This is a genomic window from Enterobacter sp. SM3, assembly GCF_009811935.2.
GTDB classification, from domain to species: Bacteria; Pseudomonadota; Gammaproteobacteria; order Enterobacterales; family Enterobacteriaceae; genus Enterobacter; species Enterobacter asburiae_D.
Window position 1 is genome coordinate 3,149,032 of sequence record NZ_CP099971.1, and the last position, 17,874, is coordinate 3,166,905.

13 protein-coding genes are annotated in these 17,874 nt (G+C 55.1%); 2 read left to right on the top strand and 11 right to left on the bottom strand.

Annotation, left to right across the window (positions count from 1 at the left end):
• Positions 1–11: 11 nt before the first annotated feature.
• The 7 genes from wcaD to GVO84_RS14850 form a co-directional block, all read right to left on the bottom strand.
• The gene (gene wcaD / locus GVO84_RS14820) at positions 12–1,232 is read right to left on the bottom strand and encodes a colanic acid polymerase WcaD (RefSeq protein ID WP_029742034.1); all 1,221 of its coding nucleotides are present in this window, start codon (positions 1,230–1,232) and stop codon (positions 12–14) included.
• Positions 1,207–2,424, bottom strand: a complete 1,218-nt coding sequence (wcaC, locus tag GVO84_RS14825; protein ID WP_121425364.1) for a colanic acid biosynthesis glycosyltransferase WcaC — start codon at positions 2,422–2,424, stop codon at positions 1,207–1,209. The genes wcaD and wcaC overlap by 26 nt, the downstream gene beginning before the upstream one ends.
• Positions 2,421–2,912 (bottom strand): colanic acid biosynthesis acetyltransferase WcaB, encoded by a 492-nt coding sequence (wcaB, locus tag GVO84_RS14830; protein ID WP_023312402.1) that lies wholly within the window; start codon positions 2,910–2,912, stop codon positions 2,421–2,423. The genes wcaC and wcaB overlap by 4 nt, the downstream gene beginning before the upstream one ends.
• The gene (gene wcaA, locus GVO84_RS14835) at positions 2,912–3,754 is read right to left on the bottom strand and encodes a colanic acid biosynthesis glycosyltransferase WcaA (protein ID WP_023312403.1); all 843 of its coding nucleotides are present in this window, start codon (positions 3,752–3,754) and stop codon (positions 2,912–2,914) included. The genes wcaB and wcaA overlap by 1 nt, the downstream gene beginning before the upstream one ends.
• A gap of 96 nt (positions 3,755–3,850) precedes the next feature.
• A complete protein-coding gene (gene wzc, locus GVO84_RS14840) occupies positions 3,851–6,013 on the bottom strand; it encodes a tyrosine-protein kinase Wzc (protein WP_159514535.1) in 2,163 nt (720 codons plus the stop codon).
• A 2-nt stretch (positions 6,014–6,015) separates the two neighbouring features.
• A complete protein-coding gene (wzb, locus tag GVO84_RS14845) occupies positions 6,016–6,459 on the bottom strand; it encodes a low molecular weight protein-tyrosine-phosphatase Wzb (protein ID WP_023312405.1) in 444 nt (147 codons plus the stop codon).
• Between the two features lie 6 nt (positions 6,460–6,465).
• Entirely contained in the window at positions 6,466–7,605 is a 1,140-nt protein-coding gene (locus tag GVO84_RS14850) for a polysaccharide export protein (protein WP_014170829.1), read from the bottom strand.
• Between the two features lie 692 nt (positions 7,606–8,297).
• On the opposite strand from GVO84_RS14850, the gene GVO84_RS14855 reads away from it, so the two are divergent.
• Complete coding sequence (locus GVO84_RS14855) at positions 8,298–9,881, top strand: TerC family protein (RefSeq protein ID WP_023312406.1); 1,584 nt, start codon at positions 8,298–8,300, stop codon at positions 9,879–9,881.
• A gap of 126 nt (positions 9,882–10,007) precedes the next feature.
• Here the strand turns inward: GVO84_RS14855 and asmA are convergent, their stop codons facing one another.
• The 3 genes from asmA to udk all read right to left on the bottom strand — a co-directional run bounded on the left by asmA (position 10,008) and on the right by udk (position 13,195).
• Positions 10,008–11,858: an outer membrane assembly protein AsmA gene (gene asmA, locus GVO84_RS14860; RefSeq protein WP_159514536.1), complete on the bottom strand. Its 1,851-nt coding sequence runs from the start codon at positions 11,856–11,858 to the stop codon at positions 10,008–10,010.
• Between the two features lie 22 nt (positions 11,859–11,880).
• Positions 11,881–12,462, bottom strand: a complete 582-nt coding sequence (gene dcd, locus GVO84_RS14865) for a dCTP deaminase (RefSeq protein WP_032646484.1) — start codon at positions 12,460–12,462, stop codon at positions 11,881–11,883.
• A 91-nt stretch (positions 12,463–12,553) separates the two neighbouring features.
• Positions 12,554–13,195, bottom strand: a complete 642-nt coding sequence (gene udk, locus GVO84_RS14870; protein ID WP_008500855.1) for a uridine kinase — start codon at positions 13,193–13,195, stop codon at positions 12,554–12,556.
• Between the two features lie 344 nt (positions 13,196–13,539).
• On the opposite strand from udk, the gene GVO84_RS14875 reads away from it, so the two are divergent.
• Entirely contained in the window at positions 13,540–16,869 is a 3,330-nt protein-coding gene (locus tag GVO84_RS14875) for a diguanylate cyclase (protein WP_159514537.1), read from the top strand.
• On the opposite strand, the gene alkA is transcribed toward GVO84_RS14875, so the two are convergent.
• Positions 16,834–17,706 (bottom strand): DNA-3-methyladenine glycosylase 2, encoded by an 873-nt coding sequence (alkA, locus tag GVO84_RS14880; RefSeq protein ID WP_121425361.1) that lies wholly within the window; start codon positions 17,704–17,706, stop codon positions 16,834–16,836. The genes GVO84_RS14875 and alkA overlap by 36 nt on opposite strands.
• Between the last annotated feature and the right edge of the window lie 168 nt (positions 17,707–17,874).

The following is a 17,874-nucleotide window of genomic DNA, read 5'->3' on the forward strand; positions in this document are numbered from 1 at the left end:
ACCTCATTTCGTCATACGTTCGTAATATTAAGCGCCTTGCGCAGAATAAACGGACAGACAATCAAGAAAGCATATTCCGGGCTAAATATTGACCCGGTAAAAAACAGCGACACCGGAGTAAACAGATAAAGCTGAACGCGAAAATTCTGGTTATCACCAAACGCGTTAATCATCATTTTAAAAACTTTAAACAGATACCACAGGGTCAACAGTACGGCGAACCACGAAAAATAAATAATTAACAGATACAGACCATTGTCTATGGTTTTACCGACATCCGCACCGTTAAAGATTCCGAATGATGCAACATATTCGTAAAGTGAGCCGAATCTTACTACCCCATCGATATGGGTTAAGGAATAACCCACCATCACCAGTGGCCCAATGATGCGATAATAGGACGAAGATCCTTCCGTTCCCAAATCTCCCAGACGTTCTGAGATGTACGGGAAGGCAAATATCACGCCTACCATAAATACCGTCAGGGAGATAATCGCCAGCGGCAGTTTTTTCTTAATCGCATCTTTGTTCAGGTACTGGAACGCCCACTCCAGCAGGTAAAACAGGATAAATGTCATTACCCCTGAGAACGATCCAGACAGAACAATTCCTGCAAGAATCATAGCATCGGTCTTAGGCGTTTTGATACCAAACTGTTTGATGCTGAGCCAAATTGAGATTAACGCCAGAGCGAAAAACGCCGGTTCAAAATAGAGGGCCGTAGTACGCTTCCCGCCAAACTTGATGAAGTTCAATACATAGCTGTTACTGTAAATGAGATATTTCGAAATTATCTCCATCAGGCTGCTGCCACCGGTCAGAATAATTTGCGCCATCTCCAGTGCGGCAAGCATAACAATTAACGCAACGGCAATATAAAAGAACCTAAGGATTTTCCGATAATTGTGCGGAGAAATAGTTTTAAACCGAATACTCCAGACCATTCCGATAATAATAACAATATAAACAAACAGCATGGTCGACGTGACGTATTTACTGGCATCCAGCGACTGGCCAAAGATGTAGTTAAACAGCGTCAGGCCCGTGCCCAGCCCTAAGGCAATCATCAGCTTCTTCAGGTTAATTTTATCGACATACAGCAGAAGCAGAACGGGCAAGAAGGTCACGATGGTTATCGGGAAGCTTTCGCCGAGCTGGGCAATTTTGACGTTGACCAGCAGGTAGATCAGCGGCAGCAGCAGATAACTACAGATTCTGATAGAACGAGACATACTCCTCCAGCATCTGTTGTCCACTGTAGGCCTTGCGGCTGCGGTTGCGGAACGATTCCAGGTCAGTGCCAAAAACGATCTCAGCAATCTGCGCCTTCGGCAGCTGCACCAGGGGCAGGACCTCCTGCTCCGTGAAGGTTTTCCCGCCGGACTTTTCCAGCACTTCACGCGCCGCATCGCTGTGGGTGGCAATCACCGGCACGCCGATTGAGAGCGCTTCGCAGAGGATCAGCGGGTAGTTATCCACGCGGGAACTGAACACCAGCGCGTCCATTTCATTCAGCGCGCTCATCAGCTTGCGCTTGTCGGTCTCAAACCCGTGGTTCACCACGTTGGCCCCTTCGAACGGCGAAAACTTGCCGAAGGTGTGAAGCTCTATCTTGTCACCCAGCGCCATCATGTCGCGCACCAGCTGCTGGTTGGTTTTACCGTCGTAACGCAGGTCATGCGCAACGATAGCGATTTTCGGTTTGCCCGCGGTTTCCGCCACCGGGGTCAGCTCGGCAAGAATGGCTTCCGTCGCCACGTCTATGCCGTTGTTGATAATCTGACAGCGCCCTGCCCCGTACAGGCTGTTGAAGGCATCGGCCACGTGCTGGCTCGGGGAGATAAAGGTACAGCCGAGCGAAAGCATGTCACGGAACAGCTGACGCTTTCCGGCGACCAGCTGATGCGCGCGATCCACCTTCACCGGCGGGTAGTTGCTTAACGTCGGGCACTTCTGGCAGTTATCTTTCCAGCCTTCGCAGCCGTCGGTAAAGGCGCAGCGTCCGGTCACGCTCCAGTGATCGTGCAGCGTCCAGACAAAGCGGGTGTCGGGCTTGTGGGCCTGCACCTTCTGACAAAACACCACCACCTCTTCAAGATTCAGCCAGTAACTGTGCAGCACGTGAAAATGCAGCACAACCGGGCCGGTCGTGCGCGTCACGGTGCGGTAAAGGTTGTTCAGGTTGCCAAACAGATCGCGGTTAAACAGGCGGAACAGCGCAATGTTGGCAATCGAGGTCAGACGCGGCGTGTGCTTGTGCACCTGCGGGAAGTTATCGTGGCTGACGCTTTTCTTGCCGCCTTTGCCGTAGCCGTAGATAAAACGAGACTGAAGTCCTTTTTGCAGCGCGCGCTGGTGCAGATCCAGGGCCACGCCTGCCGCTCCGCCTTCTGCGAGGCGTACGTTAAATTGCAGAATGTTCATTTAATCACCTTCACGCGGGCTTTTTCTCCCACCACCAGCGCGTTATCCGGAATGCTGTCCAGCACCACGCTGCCAGCACCAATCGTGACGTTATTGCCAATCGTAATGTCACCGATGATTACCACGTTCGCCCCCAGCTCGACGTTATTGCCGATGACCGGGCAGGCCAGGCTGTCAGGCCCACGGTTGCCAATCGTGACCGCATGACGAATGGTGAAATCATCCCCGGCGACCACGAACTTGTTGATCACCACCGCATAGCCGTGATGGATGGTAAAGCGGCGGCCAATGGTGGCAGCGGCCTGAATTTCATAGCCAAAAAAGCATTCGGTGATGATGCGATACAGCACCAGCACGGGTGCCGCCCAGATATTGTTCAGCACGTTTTTCTTACGCCACACCGAGCAAAAGTGCGCGATGCGGTACGCCAGAACCATGCAGCACGGTCGCAGGCTCCAGCTGTTAGCGCGGCAATCTTCCAGAAACATTATTTCCCCCGAAGCCCGTCAGCCAGGCGCTTGCCGTTACGCACGGAAAGCAGCGTCAGCAGCGTGCGCCAGTTCATGCGCTTATTGCGGATCTGATAGAGGGTAAAGAGCTGATATTTACGGCTGGCACGGTCAAACTTGTCCTTGTGCTTGCGGTAAAAATGGAAGTAGCCGGAGAACTTCTTCGGCGAGGAGGTGATTTGCATCTCCCCGTGGTTGATGTGCAGGATCTGCGTGGCCTCTTCCACTTTCCACGGCTCGCCGTATTCCACCACCATACGCAGGAAGATATCGTAATCCTGCGCGGCCTTGAGTTCGGTATCGAACAGGCACTCTTTGAAACGCCACGCCCAGGTGAAGACCTGGTTACCAATAATGTTGCGCTTGTAGAACAGGCGGCGAGAGTACGGTGATTTCGGATACAGCGGCAAACTCGCAGGCTGCGAGTAAACCTCGCCCTGGCAGACATAGTCGTTGGCATACAGGAAAGCGTGCGTGACCAGCTGTTCTTTATGCGACAGGAAGATAGACAGGCGGTTCGGCGTCCATTCGTCATCGTCGTCGATCCCGGTCAGATACTGCCCCTTGGCCTGCATAATCGCCTGATTTCGCACCGCACATGCACCGGAGTTAATGGCGTTATGCGTATAGACCACCCGCGGGTCGTTGAGGTCAGTCACAAACTTTTGCAGCTGTTCATACGAGGAAGAGCAGTCATCAACGATGATCAGCTCCCAGTTATCGTAATCCTGTCGCAGGACGGATTTGATTGCGCGGATCGCCAGCTGCTGACGATTCCATGTCGGCATATAGATTGAAACTAAAGGGCGTTGTGTGGTCATGGTCTTCCCCTTATCCCTCACCCCGCCCCTCTCCCGGAGGGAGAGGGAGAAAAGCTGCTCTCCCCTCAGAGGAGAGGGTTAGGGTGAGGGGGATTTTTATTTACTGTCAGATTTATATTCGTACTCGTAATACCCGTAATCCTGGTACCCGGTCGCGCGGCGGAAGATGGAGTTCAGGATCACCCCTTTCACCTCAATGCCGTTCTGCTCGAAGCGGCTCAGGCTGGTTTCCACCTCTTTCAGGGTGTTCACCGCGTAACGCGCTACCATCAACGTGGTGCCTGCCAGGCGGCCCACAACGGCCGCGTCGGTCACGGCCAGAATTGGCGGCGTATCGATCAGCACCAGGTCGTAGTTTTTGCTCGCCCACTCCACCAGCTCGGTGAAGCGTTCGCTCATCAGCAGCTCGGACGGGTTAGGCGGCACCTGACCGCGTGGGATCAGGTCAAATTTCGGCACCGTTGTAGGTTTCGCGCTCTGGCTGATTTCACCTTTGCCGAGCAGGATTTCCGACAGACCGTTAACGTTGTTGGTACCCAGCAGTTCGTGGGTATAGCCCTTACGCATATCACAGTCGATCAGCAGCACGCGTTTGTTGGTCTGGCTGACCACCGCCGCCAGGTTGGCGCAGACGAAGGTTTTACCGATTGACGGGCTAACACCGGTTAACATCAGGACGTTGTTTTTGGCCTGCATCATGGCGAAGTGCAGACTGGTACGCAGGCTACGGATCGCTTCGATAGCGAGGTCGGTCGGGTTACCCACCGCCAGAAGCTGGCTCTGTTTGTAACGCTTAACGCCCTTGATGGTTTTGACACTGTCGCGGGATTTTTGCCACTCAGACAGCGGAATGCTGGCATAGACGTTGATACCGCTCTCTTCCAGCACCTGCGGGCTTTCGATGCCGCGGTTGAACAGCGAACGCAGCAGCACGCCCACGATGGAGAGCATCAGGCCGAGAATAATGCTGCCGAGAATAATCAGCGCTTTCTTCGGCTTCAGTACGCCAGGCTGGGTAATGGCCGGGTCGACGATGCGCACGTCACCGACGGTACTGGCTTCGGTGATTTTCAGCTCCTGCTGCTTGTTCAGCAGCTGCATGTAAACCTGCTGTCCGGACTCGACGTCCCGTGTCAGACGCACGATCTCCTGCTGCGTTTTCGGCATCGCGGTCACGCGGTCATTAAGCTTCGCTTTCTCCTCTTCCAGGGTACGGCGTTTCTCCAGCAGCGTGCGGTAGGCCGGGTGACGTTTGGTATAAAGCTTGGAAATCTCCGCCTCTTTGAAGGTCAGCTCGTTGAGCTGCGCATCAATGTTGACCATCGAATCAAGGACCGATTTCGCCTCCAGCGGCAGGTCAACAGAGTCTTTATCCTGACGATAGGCGTTCAGCTTGTTCTCGGCATCATCCAGATGGGCGCGCACTTCCGGGAGCTGTTTGGCGAGGAAGGCCAGGCTTTTCGCCGCTTCCGCCGACTTACGCTCAACGTTCTGCTCAAGATAGTTGCGCGTAATGCTGTTCAGGATGTCGCGGATTTGATCCTTATCTTCACCGGTAAAGGTCATGCTCAGCACGCCGGTGTCCTTACCGTTTTCGGTGACGGTCAGGTTGTTTTGCAGATTGTTGATCATCCCCAGCGTGGAGAATTTGGTGACGGTAAATTCACCGCCCTCCTGGGCATTAATCGCGCTGACCATCATGCTGACTCCGTCTTTGGTCAGCATCTGCCCCACTTCACCGCGCGCGCTAAAACCTGCGTCGCTGGTTAGCTGGTACTGTTTAGGACCAAGCACCGTCAGGGTAAACGTCTGATCGGCAGCCCCTTTCGGCAGCACGAAGTCAGTGACTTTCACCGTGTCGTTGTTTCGTCCCATCAGACGATCCCAGCCGGCACCAAAGACTGGGAAAGTATTCTTGGTGACGGAGATATCGAGCCCGAGGTCGTGAACCGTTTTACCCAGCACCAGACGTGACTGGATGAGCTGAATTTCGGCGTCGGATGCCGGCGGTTTGTTGGCCAGCGCGGAACCGATGTCCTGCACCAGCGAGTTGCCGGTATTCTGCTCGATCTGCACCAGCGCGTCGGCACTGTAGATAGGGGTGGCGAACAGCGTGTAGACGACGGCCGCCGCGGCGAACACGGCGGTAATGCCAAGCACCCACCACTTTGCCTCTACAACAGTGCCGACCAGGCGCCCAATATCAATTTCATCACTGCCCGAAGTCGGGGCGGCAGAAGGTCTTGTTTTTTCTGTCATTGTTATCCCTGCTGAACTTTCAGTGCCTGCGCCCACTGTTGGGCAGACTGGTCAAGTAAGGTGTAAACCGCCTCAAAGGCCTCATGGCTTTTGCGATACGGATCGGGGATTTCACGTTCATTGTCCCAGTGACCAAACAGCATCACCTTGCCGCGCATCTCAGGAGCGATATCGCACAGCGCATGAATATGGCGTTTTTCCATCGTCAGGATCAGGTCATACTCCCGGCACATGCGGCCAGTGACCTGGCGGGCCACGTGGCCGTCGAGAGAGAGGTGATGATCCCGCGCCACGCTCGTTGCGCGCTCATCGGCACCTTTTCCGACCAGTGCACCCAGCCCGGCCGAATCAACGGTCAGTTCGGGCTGGTAGTGTTTCAACAACCGTTCAGCCGTAGGGGAACGGCAGATGTTCCCCACGCATACCACCAGAATTTTGTTAAACATCGCGGATTACCAGGTATGAATGTCGCGCGCCGTATCCGTCATGTAGCGAACGCCACTGATGGTTGGCAGCAACTGGTTGATCAGACGGTTCCAGCGGGCAACCGGCGCGGTGGTGACGTACACCACATCGTATGGCTGGAGACGGAACTCCGTTGCCATCACCAGAGAGGTCGCATCGGACATATCCAGCTGGTAGATGTTGGCGATCTTGCCTTTCGCACTGCCCTCACCTTTCAGCGGACGAATGACGAAGATACCGGTCGCGTTAGAGGTCGTCAGATCGATACCTTCAGCATTGCCCAGCGCTTCGGTCAGCGTCATACCGCTGAAGTCCATTTTGAGGGTGCTCTGTTTCTTCACTTCACCCATCACGAAGACTTTCAGATCGTCATTGCGCGGCACGTAGAGAATATCGCCCGGATAGAGCAGACGGTTCTGGGTCAGATCGCCGTTTTGCATCAGCGCCTGCAGCGAAATGCGCTGCTCCTTCCCGTTGTGGGTGAGCACGACGTTGCGCCAGTCGGCGCCGTCGGTTAACCCGCCCGCGGCGTTGATGGCATCCAGTACGGTCAGAGGAACGTTGGTGATGGCCTGCTGGCCGGATTTGTTCACCTGGCCGGAGATATAGGCTTTTTGCGAGCGGAATGCGGCGATATTAACGTCCACCTGCGGATCGGCGATGTACTGCGCTAAGCGGCCGGTAATATCACTACGGATCTCGGCAAGCGTTTTCCCTGCAACATGGACTTTACCAATGTAGGGATAGAACATGGTGCCATCTGACTGCACCCAGTTACCGGTGTCGCTTGAGCTACGGTACTGGCCCGCTGGCGTGGTCAGTTCGGGGTGGTCCCAGACGGTCACGTTGATTACGTCACCCGGACCCACGCGGTACTGGTAGGAGGCAATTTCCTGGTCCAGCGACATATTCGGCTGGGCAACATTCGGACGTGGACGTAATTGTTCGACCAGACGAGGCGTAAGTGGATAAACATTCACCATTTTGTCGAGATCAAAATCGGCATCCTGTTGCTTGATCACATCCTTACCCATAGTTGACATATTGCTGCCGGGAAAGACCGTGCAACCACTCATCAAGGTCACAGACACCAATAATGGCATCAATTTCATTTTGGATTTCATCATTGATTATTTATCACTTTGGCAGAGTAATTATCCTGTGCAATTTAAATAAGCTCGAGTCGTATTGGGTTTCAGCATGCAGTTAATCAAATAGAAATATAACTGGCATCAGTCCTAAAAAAAGCTTATTCATCCATTGGCTATTGACAGAATAATCGAGGCTGATTCACACGCTTTCAGGCACGCTACCGCCCTTGGCTTTCAGTTACCAATCCACTGACTAAACAATGTGTTATGGATAGACACCCTCTTGAGCAAGGTCTTCTGGAAATATATCAGTCGCTTGAGAAACCCGACGGATAATGAATAACCATCCCTGAAGACCGAACATTAATAGCAACACCGAGATTTAACATTTGATGCTGGGAGAATTGTTGCAGCTAACCTAATAGCAGGCAAGGAGACAACTGTCCTAATATCGGTTTTTAAGATTAATATTAAGAGCAAATTTTTGAGCTTTTAGGATTTTCTTTATATTGACAAAATTAAAGTAAAAATCATCACCTGCGATATATCCTAAAATGCTTTCTTTGTAATTAAATATACGTATTTCGCTTATTTACACCCTGTTGAGAATGCTCTCTTTTTTACCCCTCGTATTAAGAGAAATCTCAGCCTGGCATTGCAATTTCCCCCAGCTTTATCCATGATCGAAGTGTGACATTCGTCATATAACAGAAGGTATTGCTATTACTATGGAATGGATTGCCGATCCCTCAATCTGGGCCGGGCTGGTTACGCTGGTCGTCATCGAGCTCGTGCTCGGGATTGATAATCTGGTCTTTATCGCCATCCTCGCTGAAAAACTGCCCCCTTCCCAGCGCGACCGCGCGCGCGTGACGGGTCTGCTGCTGGCGATGGTGATGCGATTACTGCTGCTGGCCTCTATCTCCTGGCTGGTCACGCTCACTCAGCCTCTGTTCTCCATTCACGGTCTGAGCTTTAGCGCCCGCGATCTGATCATGCTCTTCGGCGGGTTGTTCCTGCTGTTCAAAGCCACGGTAGAACTCAACGAGCGGCTGGAGGGCAAAGACAGCGAGAACCCGACCCAGCGCCGAGGGGCGAAATTCTGGCCGGTCGTGGCGCAAATCGTGGTGCTGGATGCGGTCTTCTCCCTGGACTCGGTGATCACCGCCGTCGGGATGGTGGACCACCTTGCGGTGATGATGGCCGCGGTGATTATTGCCATCACGCTGATGGTCATGGCCAGCAAGGCGCTGACCCGCTTTGTGAACAGTCACCCGACCATCGTGATCCTCTGTCTGAGCTTCCTGCTGATGATTGGCTTTAGCCTGGTGGCCGACGGTTTTGGCTTCCATATTCCGAAAGGCTACCTGTACGCCGCCATCGGGTTCTCCGTCATGATTGAAGCGCTTAACCAGCTGGCGATATTTAACCGCCGCCGCTTCCTGTCCGCGAATCAGACCCTGCGTCAGCGCACGGCCGACACGGTTATGCGCCTGTTAAGCGGTAAGAAAGAGGATGCGGAGCTGGACGCCGAATCCTCCGCCATGCTGGCCGATCACAGCGACGGGCTGATCTTCGACCCGCAGGAGCGACGGATGATCGAGCGGGTGCTCAATCTGAACCAGCGGACGGTCAGCAGCATCATGACCTCGCGGCATGACATTGAACATATCGACCTGACGGCACCGGAAGAGCACATTCGCGCCCTGCTGGATAAAAACCAGCACACCCGCGTGGTGGTGACCGGCGGTGAAGAGGAAGAGGAGCTGCTGGGCGTGGTGCACGTTATTGACCTGCTCCAGCAGCAGCTGCACGGCGAGGCGCTCAATCTGCGCGTCCTGGTCCGCCAGCCGCTGGTTTTCCCGGAGGGACTACCGCTTCTCTCCGCCCTTGAGCAATTCCGTAACGCGCGCACGCACTTTGCTTTTGTGGTGGATGAGTTTGGATCGGTGGAAGGGCTGGTCACGCTCAGCGACGTAATGGAAACCATCGCCGGTAATTTGCCTAACGAGGTGGATGAAATTGACGCCCGCCATGACATTCAGAAAAACGCAGACGGTTCGTGGACGGCTAACGGCCATATGCCGCTGGAAGACCTGGTGCAATATGTACCGCTGCCGCTGGATGAAAAACGGGAGTATCACACTATTGCCGGCCTGCTGATGGAGTATTTGCAGCGTATCCCGCAGCCGGGGGAAGAGGTTCAGGTGGGAGACTATCTGCTCAAAACCCTGCAAATTGAAAACCATCGCGTGCAGAAGGTTCAGCTCATTCCACTGCGGGATGAGGAAGAACTGGATTTTGAGGTGTAAAAAAGCCGGGTGGCGCTGCGCTTACCCGGCCTGCGACATCAGATTTTTGTTGGCCCCCACCCGGCACAACCGCGTCAGGGTTTTGTAGGCCGGGTCAGGCGAAGCCGCCCCCCGGCACAACGGGCATCAAAGCTTATCCAGCAGCTTCTTCACATCCTTGCCGTCCTGTGAATCTTTATTACGATCCGCCCAGCCGCTAAGCCGACGTTTCGCTTCATCCTGCAGATGCTTACGCAAGATCTGATCCACCTGCAGGCTGTAATTCAGGGCCTGCCATTTGCCATATACGGTCAGCGGAACCGGCGTCTCTTTCAGGAAGTCGATGAGCTTGCTTTCACCCTGCCAGCCGGAAAGAACCCGTACGTTAAAGCGCGTGTCCGCCGTCTCTTTCACCAGATCCAGCTTACCTTCACCGGTTATTGATAACAGTGAAGAGGTGCCCTGCATTCCATCGAGAGAGAGCTGCCCGTTGTCCAGCGTCAGATCCGTGGTGAAGCTGTCGAGACGCGTGGCGCTGTCGTAGTTATCCTGAGCTTTCACATCGCTGCTGCGCTCGACCGCCTGCTGCACCAGCTGCTGGAAGTTAAGCCCTTCCATACGGGAGTTTTTCAGATCAAGATGCGCCTGCCCCTGCCATTCGCGGCGGAAAGCATCGGCATCAATTTTCGTGCCTGAGAAGTCACCCGCAAGCGTCAGCTGCCCCGTCAGGGATATCGGGTAGTTAAACGCTTTCAGAATGGTGCCTATCTCAATGTTATCGAGACGCGGCTGGAATTCGGCGCTGGCAACGTCTTTACGGACGTCCAGCGTGCCGGGCAGCGAGATGTTCCCGGCGCCCATCTTACCGCTCAGTTCGGAGATCACCAGCAAACCGTTATGGTTAAACATCTGGCTGCTCACGTCGGTAAAATCAATGCCGCGCCAGCGCAGGCTATTGGCCTTCAGCAGAATATCCGCCGTGAATCCGCGCAGGGCGTTATAGTCAGGTTGATCAAGATTCGACGAGATAACCGGACGCGATACCGGTGCCTGGCTTTGTCCCGTCTGCGTGGCATCGTTGTCCGTGGCGCTGGCCGGCAGCGGTGGCAGCAGATTTTCCAGGTTGAGCTTGTCAAACTGCAGATTCAGCACCCACTTCGGCTTCTCTTCCAGCGTGACGCTCGCCTGCCCCTTCAGGCTACTGTCATTTGCCTGCAGGTTGAGGTTATCCAGCTCCAGCTGCTTCTGTTCTTCGCGCCACACGGCCTGCAGCGTTCCCTGGCCGGTAATCCCCTGGGCAGGAAGATCGGCCCCCGTCAGCTGCCAGTTAAGCTGCTGAATGTCGGCCGTAAGCTGATGCGGATAGTCTGAGGCGTTCACATTAGCATTCAACGACAGGGTCAAATCGCGCTGATCGCGATTCACCCGCCCGCTAAACTCCACCGACGCAAGATGCTGAGCATCCTGTTCCATCTGCAGGTTAATGTTGCGGACGGTCACCTGTTCTGCATGCTCATGCTGAAAAACCAGCACGCTATCGGCGACTTTCAGCTTGCCGATATCAAAGGACCAGCCTGTATCAGAGGGTTCATCAGGCAGGGTATTTTCGCGCGGCGCAACCGGCGCATTGGCATCACGCACGGCTTCGGATTGCGGGGTGAGCTGGATCACCGCGCCTTTCAGCATCACCTGTTTAACCTGCAGCTGATGGGAAATGAGCGGGATCAGCGCCACATCAAGGCGCATGTTGTCTGCGGACACCAGCGGCTGGGACGCCCCCGGCGCCGTGAGCGACATGCGGCCAGAGAGAATGCTGAGTTGCGGCCAGACGTGCCAGCGCAGCGGCCCGTCAAGCTTCAGTTGATAACCACTGCGTGCCTCGACCTGCCGCACCATGTAAGCGCGGAAATCGTTGGGGTTAACCAGCAGAACCAACGCCGAAAGGCCGGCCACCAGCACCACCAGCAAAATCATCAGCGTTGTCAGAACTCTTCTCATGGCATCCTCAATGGGCTAACGATCAGTCTTTATCAATACGGCTGGCAACCGCGCCCTGCTGGTCGCGATATTTTGCGTCCTGCCGACGGTTATAAGGACGATCTGCCGGGCCTGACAGCGGTTCAAAGCTTAACGCGCCGATCATCATGCCCGGACGCAGCGCCAGCGGCAATTTACCGGCGTTGAAGAACTCCAGCACGATACGCCCCGACCAGCCTGGATCGATACGGTGCGCGGTCACGTGAACCATCAGCCCCAGTCGCGCCAGCGAAGAACGGCCATCAAGCCAGCCGACCAGGTCCGAAGGCAGAGTGACGGATTCAAACGTCACCGCCAGGGCCAGTTCACCTGGGTGCAGATAAAAGGCTTCGCCCTCGTCGATAACGATTTCGTCACTCATCACGCGATCGAGCGCGGCGCTGACTTCATCCTTCGGCCCGCTAAGGTCAATGAACGGTGCGGTATGACCGCTAAAGGTGCGGAATTTATTCCCTAACCGTACATCAACGGTCACGCCATTGATACGCTCAACGGGTGGACGTGGGGTAATAGACAAACGGCCTTCATCCAGCCAGGCTTCTATATCGCGATCGCAAAGACGCACGGCACTTTCTCCTTTCATGCATCATACCCTGAGGCGGTAAGCACTCAGGGTAAAACCAGGTTATCTCTGAACGGTACACAATTCGCGCGGCTTATTCAAAAAACTGGCTGATTTTCGCTTTTAAGATATCAATAGCAATGCGGTTTTTACCCCCGCGCGGCACGATGATATCGGCGTATTGTTTGGATGGCTCAATAAACTGCAGGAACATCGGGCGGACGGTTTTCTGGTACTGCGCCATGACGGAGTCCATCGAACGGCCGCGTTCGTTCACGTCACGCTTAATGCGGCGCATCAGGCAGATATCCAGCGGGGTATCAACGAAAATCGAGAAGTTCATGGATTCACGCAGGCGGGCGTCGGTCAGCAGCAGGATGCCTTCAAGGATAATGACCTTTTTCGGCTCGATGCGGATGGTTTCCTGGGTGCGGGTGTGTTCTACGTAACTGTAAACGGGCAGCTCAATCGCCTGGCCGCTCTTAAGCGCTTCTAAATGCTGGAACAGCAAGCTGTGATCCATCGCATTGGGGTGGTCATAGTTGGTTTTGACGCGTTCTTCCATCGACAGATGGGATTGATCTTTGTAATAGCTGTCTTCGGGAATGACGCCGATATGCTCATCACCTACTTGTTCACGCAGTTCGCGATAAAGCGTACTGGCAATTAGACTTTTACCTGAAGCCGATGCGCCGGCGATGCCTATAATGACGCACTGATGAGACTTATCAGTCATAAATTTAGCGACCTGATTAACCTGGATGTTAAGGAAGGACGACGCCGGAGCGTCAAACGCGGCAATTATAGGGATTTCGCGGGCGTGATACCAGTCGAATGCACAGGTTCTGCGAGACTGGCCGAAAAGTGACGCTTTATTCCCTGAGTGAAATTTAAATGACCGTTTTTTCAGCGTTTAACCGTTTTTTTCTCACGGAGTCTCTATTTAATAAGTCTGCGGTGTCAAATTCTGAGCGGTCACCATATGAATTGTAAATTTTTTGTACTAGCATAAACCAAATTATCAAATTCACGCGTTCGGACATCTTCCCTGACGGCATGGCGTCTCTGGATAAAGCGGTAATGAATAAACAATACCAGCGGGTTTTGGTTACCACCCCACATCCTTTAATACGACTTGTCTGTCTGGGCCTGGTCACCTTTATCTTTACCTTATTTTCGCTGGAGCTCACCCGGTTCGGCACCCTGCTTGCCCCGCTCTGGTTCCCCACTGCGATTATGATGGTGGCGTTTTACCGTCATGCAGGAAAAATGTGGCCGGGAATCGCCCTGGCCTGTTCGTTCGGCAATATTCTGGCCACCTGGATGCTGTTTTCGTGGGGATCGATAAGCCTCACCTACACCTCAATTAACGTGGTTGAAGCTTTTACCGGCGCGCTATTGCTGCGCAAATTGCTCCCGTGGTACAACCCGCTGCAGAATCTGAATGACTGGGTCCGCGTGGCCATCGGCAGCGCCGTGATACCGCCGCTGGTGGGTGGCGTCCTGGTGTCTCTGCTGGCTCCCGGCCCCGAACCCCTGCGAAATTTCTTCGTCTGGGTGTTGTCCGAAGCCATTGGCGCGCTGGCGGTAGTACCGTTGGGACTGTTGTTTAAGCCGCACTATCTGCTGCGCCACCGTGACCCGAGACTGCTGCTGGAAACCCTGACGACGCTGGCCGTGACGCTGGCTCTCAGCTGGGCAGCCATCACCTGGCTGCCGTGGCCTTTCACCTGCGTTATCGTTTTGCTTATGTGGAGCGCCGTGCGCCTGCCGCGAATGGAAGCGTTCCTGGTGTTTCTGGTCACCGTGATGGTTGTGTCGCTGATGATTGCCCAAAACCCGGTGGCGCTGACAACCCAGCACGTCGGGGCGATGCTGAACGCCCCCTGGCTGCCGTTCCTGATGCTGCTCCTGCCTGCTAACGTGATGACCATGGTGATGTACGCCTTCCGCGCCGAGCGCAAGCACATCACCGAAAGCGAGGAGCGCTTCCGCAATGCGATGGAATATTCCGCCATCGGTATGGCGCTGGTCAGTATTGAAGGCAAATGGCTTCAGGCTAACAAGGCGCTGTGCAATTTCCTCGGTTACAGCCAGACCGAGCTCCAGTCGCTGACCTTCCAGCAGCTCACCTGGCCGGAAGATCTGCACACCGACCTGGAACAGCTCGAACAGCTGGTCAACGGCGACATCAATACCTACACCCTCGAGAAGCGCTACTACACCCGCAACGGAGAAGTAGTCTGGGCGCTGCTTGCCGTCTCCGTCGTGCGTCACACCGACGGCTCGCCGCTCTATTTTATCGCCCAGATTGAAGACATTAACGACCTGAAGCAGACCGAATGGGTCAATAAGCGCCTGATGGAGCGCATTACGCTGGCTAACGAAGCGGGCGGCATCGGCATCTGGGAGTGGGATCTGGAGCCAGACATTATCAGCTGGGACAAGCGGATGTTTGAGCTGTATGAAATCCCGCCGCACATCAAGCCCACCTGGCAGCTCTGGCATGACACGATGCTGCCGGAAGATCGTGCCCACGCAGAGAAGGTGCTGCGGGACTCGCTGATTTCCCGCCTGCCGTTTAAGCTGGAATTCCGCATCCGCGTGAAGGAAGGCGTGCGCCATATTCGCTCCCTGGCGAACCGGGTGCTCAATAAGCAGGGTGAGGTCGAACGGCTGCTCGGGATCAACATGGACATGACCGAGGTTAAGCAGCTCAACGAGGCCCTCTTCCAGGAAAAAGAGCGTCTGCACATCACCCTCGATTCCATCGGTGAAGCGGTGCTGTGTACCGATATCAACATGAACGTCACCTTTATGAACCCGGTGGCCGAGAAAATGAGCGGCTGGCTGCAGACCGAGGCTATCGGCCAGCCGATTCTGAAGGTGTTACACATCACCTTTGGTGAAAAAGGGCCGCTGATGGAGAATATTCACAGCGGCGATATGTCCCGTTCCGATATCGATCAGGACGTGGTGCTGAACTGCCGTACCGGCGGGAATTTTGATATTCACTACAGCATTACGCCGCTCAGCACGCTGGATGGGCAGAATATTGGCTCGGTTATCGTGATTCAGGACGTGACCGAGTCGCGCAAAATGCTGCGTCAGCTGAGCTACAGCGCCTCCCACGATGCCCTGACCCACCTGGCAAACCGGGTCAGCTTTGAAAATCATCTCAAACGCCTCCTGCAGACCGTTTGTGAAACGCGCCAGCGTCATGCTCTGGTGTTTATCGATCTCGATCGCTTTAAAGCCGTCAACGATACGGCAGGCCACGCGGCGGGCGATGCCCTGCTGCGGGAACTCTCTTCCCTGATGTTGACCATGCTCCGCTCCAGCGACGTGCTGGCGCGTCTGGGTGGGGATGAGTTCGGGTTACTGTTACCGGACTGCAATATTGAAAGCGCGCGCTATATCGCCGGGCGCCTGATCCAGGCGATCAATGACTATCACTTTATGTGGGAAGGCCGCCTGCACCGGATCGGCGCCAGCGCAGGTATCACGCTGATTGATGAAAATAACCATCAGGCGTCGGAGATCATGTCGCAGGCAGATATTGCCTGTTATGCCTCGAAAAACAGCGGGCGCGGCATGGTGACGGTTTACGAACCCCAGCAGGAGCGGGATCACAACACGCGCAGCATGATGTCGCTTGATGAACAGTGGCACATGATTAAAGACAATCACCTGCTGATGATTGCCCGCAGCGTCGCCTCTCCGCGCATTCCGGAAAGCAGTAATTTCTGGCTGCTGTCGTTACGCCTGTGGACCAGCCAGGGCGAAGTCCAGGAGGAGCATGCGTTCCGCTCGGGCCTGGCGGAGCCTGAGCTTTTTCACGCCCTCGACAGACGTATTTTTAATGAGTTTTTCCGCGCTTCTGCCGCACAGGTCGCCAGTAAAGGCATGGGGGTGGCACTGCCGCTTTCTGAGGCCGGTTTAGCCAGCGTAACGCTGGTTGATGAACTTCTCGACCTGCTGGATAAAAGCCCCATGCCGGGCCGTCTCCTGCATCTGGTTATCTCTGCCGACGTGGTGTGCAGCCCGGATAAAAACCTGCAGCGGAGTCTGCAAAAGCTTCGCCAGGCGGGCTGCCGCGTGATCTTCAGCCAGGTGGGCCGCGACATGAACGTCTTTACCCACCTGACCGCCAATATGGCTGACTATCTGATGCTGGACGCAGAGGTGGTAAGCAACGTGTATGGCAACCTGATGGATGAGATGATGGTGACCATTGTGCAGGGCCACGCCCAGCGTCTGGGAATGAAAACCATCGCGGGCCCCTGCAACCAGCCCATCATGATGGATACGCTCTCCGGCATCGGCATTGATTTTATCTTTGGTGATACCATCGCCGAGCCGCAGCCGCTGGATCTACTGCTCAACACCAGCTATTTCGCCATCAACTGACGGCGTCCAGCCGTCGGTATACCAGATGTGCAGCAGCGCGTAAGATCGCCACGGCTGCCAGCGCTCGGCATAACGACGAATTTGCGCGGGCGTCATCCCGGCAAAGCGTTGCTTAATCAGATAATCATCCGGCAGAAAGACATCTTTCGCCTGCCAGCCGCGCAGGGCCAGGTAGTTTGCCGTCCAGCGCCCTATCCCTGGCCGCTGCTGTAGCGCCTTTATCCCGGCCTCAATATTTGCGGGCGGGAAAAGCGGAAACGTCCCGTCGATGACCGACTGTGCCAGATGAATTAACGATTCCGCCCGCTTTACCGGCATCCCTAACGCTTTCAGCGCCAGCGGGTCCGTTGCCGCCAGCGCGTCCGGCGTAGGGAAGCAGAGATAGCCCGGACAGTCCACCAGCGGTTCGCCGCACAGCGCCACCACGCGCGACGTCAGTTTCGCCGCCATCGCCACGCTCACCAGCTGTCCGAGGATCGCCCGGACGCCCTGCTCGTACGCATCCACTGCCCCCGGCAAACGCAAGCCTGGCCGGGCAGCGCCGAGGTCGCCCAGCGTATCCGCGACGTGCTGCGGGTTGCAGGCGAGATCGAACAGGCGTTCGATGCGTTCAAGGCACGTCTGAGCAACCGGGATTAACCCCGGACTGAGCGTCACGTTCAGCGTATGGGTAGCGATATCCGGCGTGACGCGAAATATCCCCTGATGCCCTTCGCAGTCAAAACTGCGCTCGTAGTAGTCGTGCGTGACGGTTTCAATGCCCGTCACCGCACGCGCGCCAAGAAAGCCAAACATCCACTGCCAGTCGTAAGGGGGTTGCCAGTTCAGGGTGTACATCGTTGCTCCTTTTTCATTCTTATACCCTAAATAATTCGAGTTGCAGGAAGGCGGCAAGAGAGCGAATCCCCGGGAGCATAGATAACTATGTGACTGGGGTGAGCGAGCGCAGCCAACACACCTGCAACTTGAAGTATGACGGGTATATCAGCATAAACGGAAAGACCT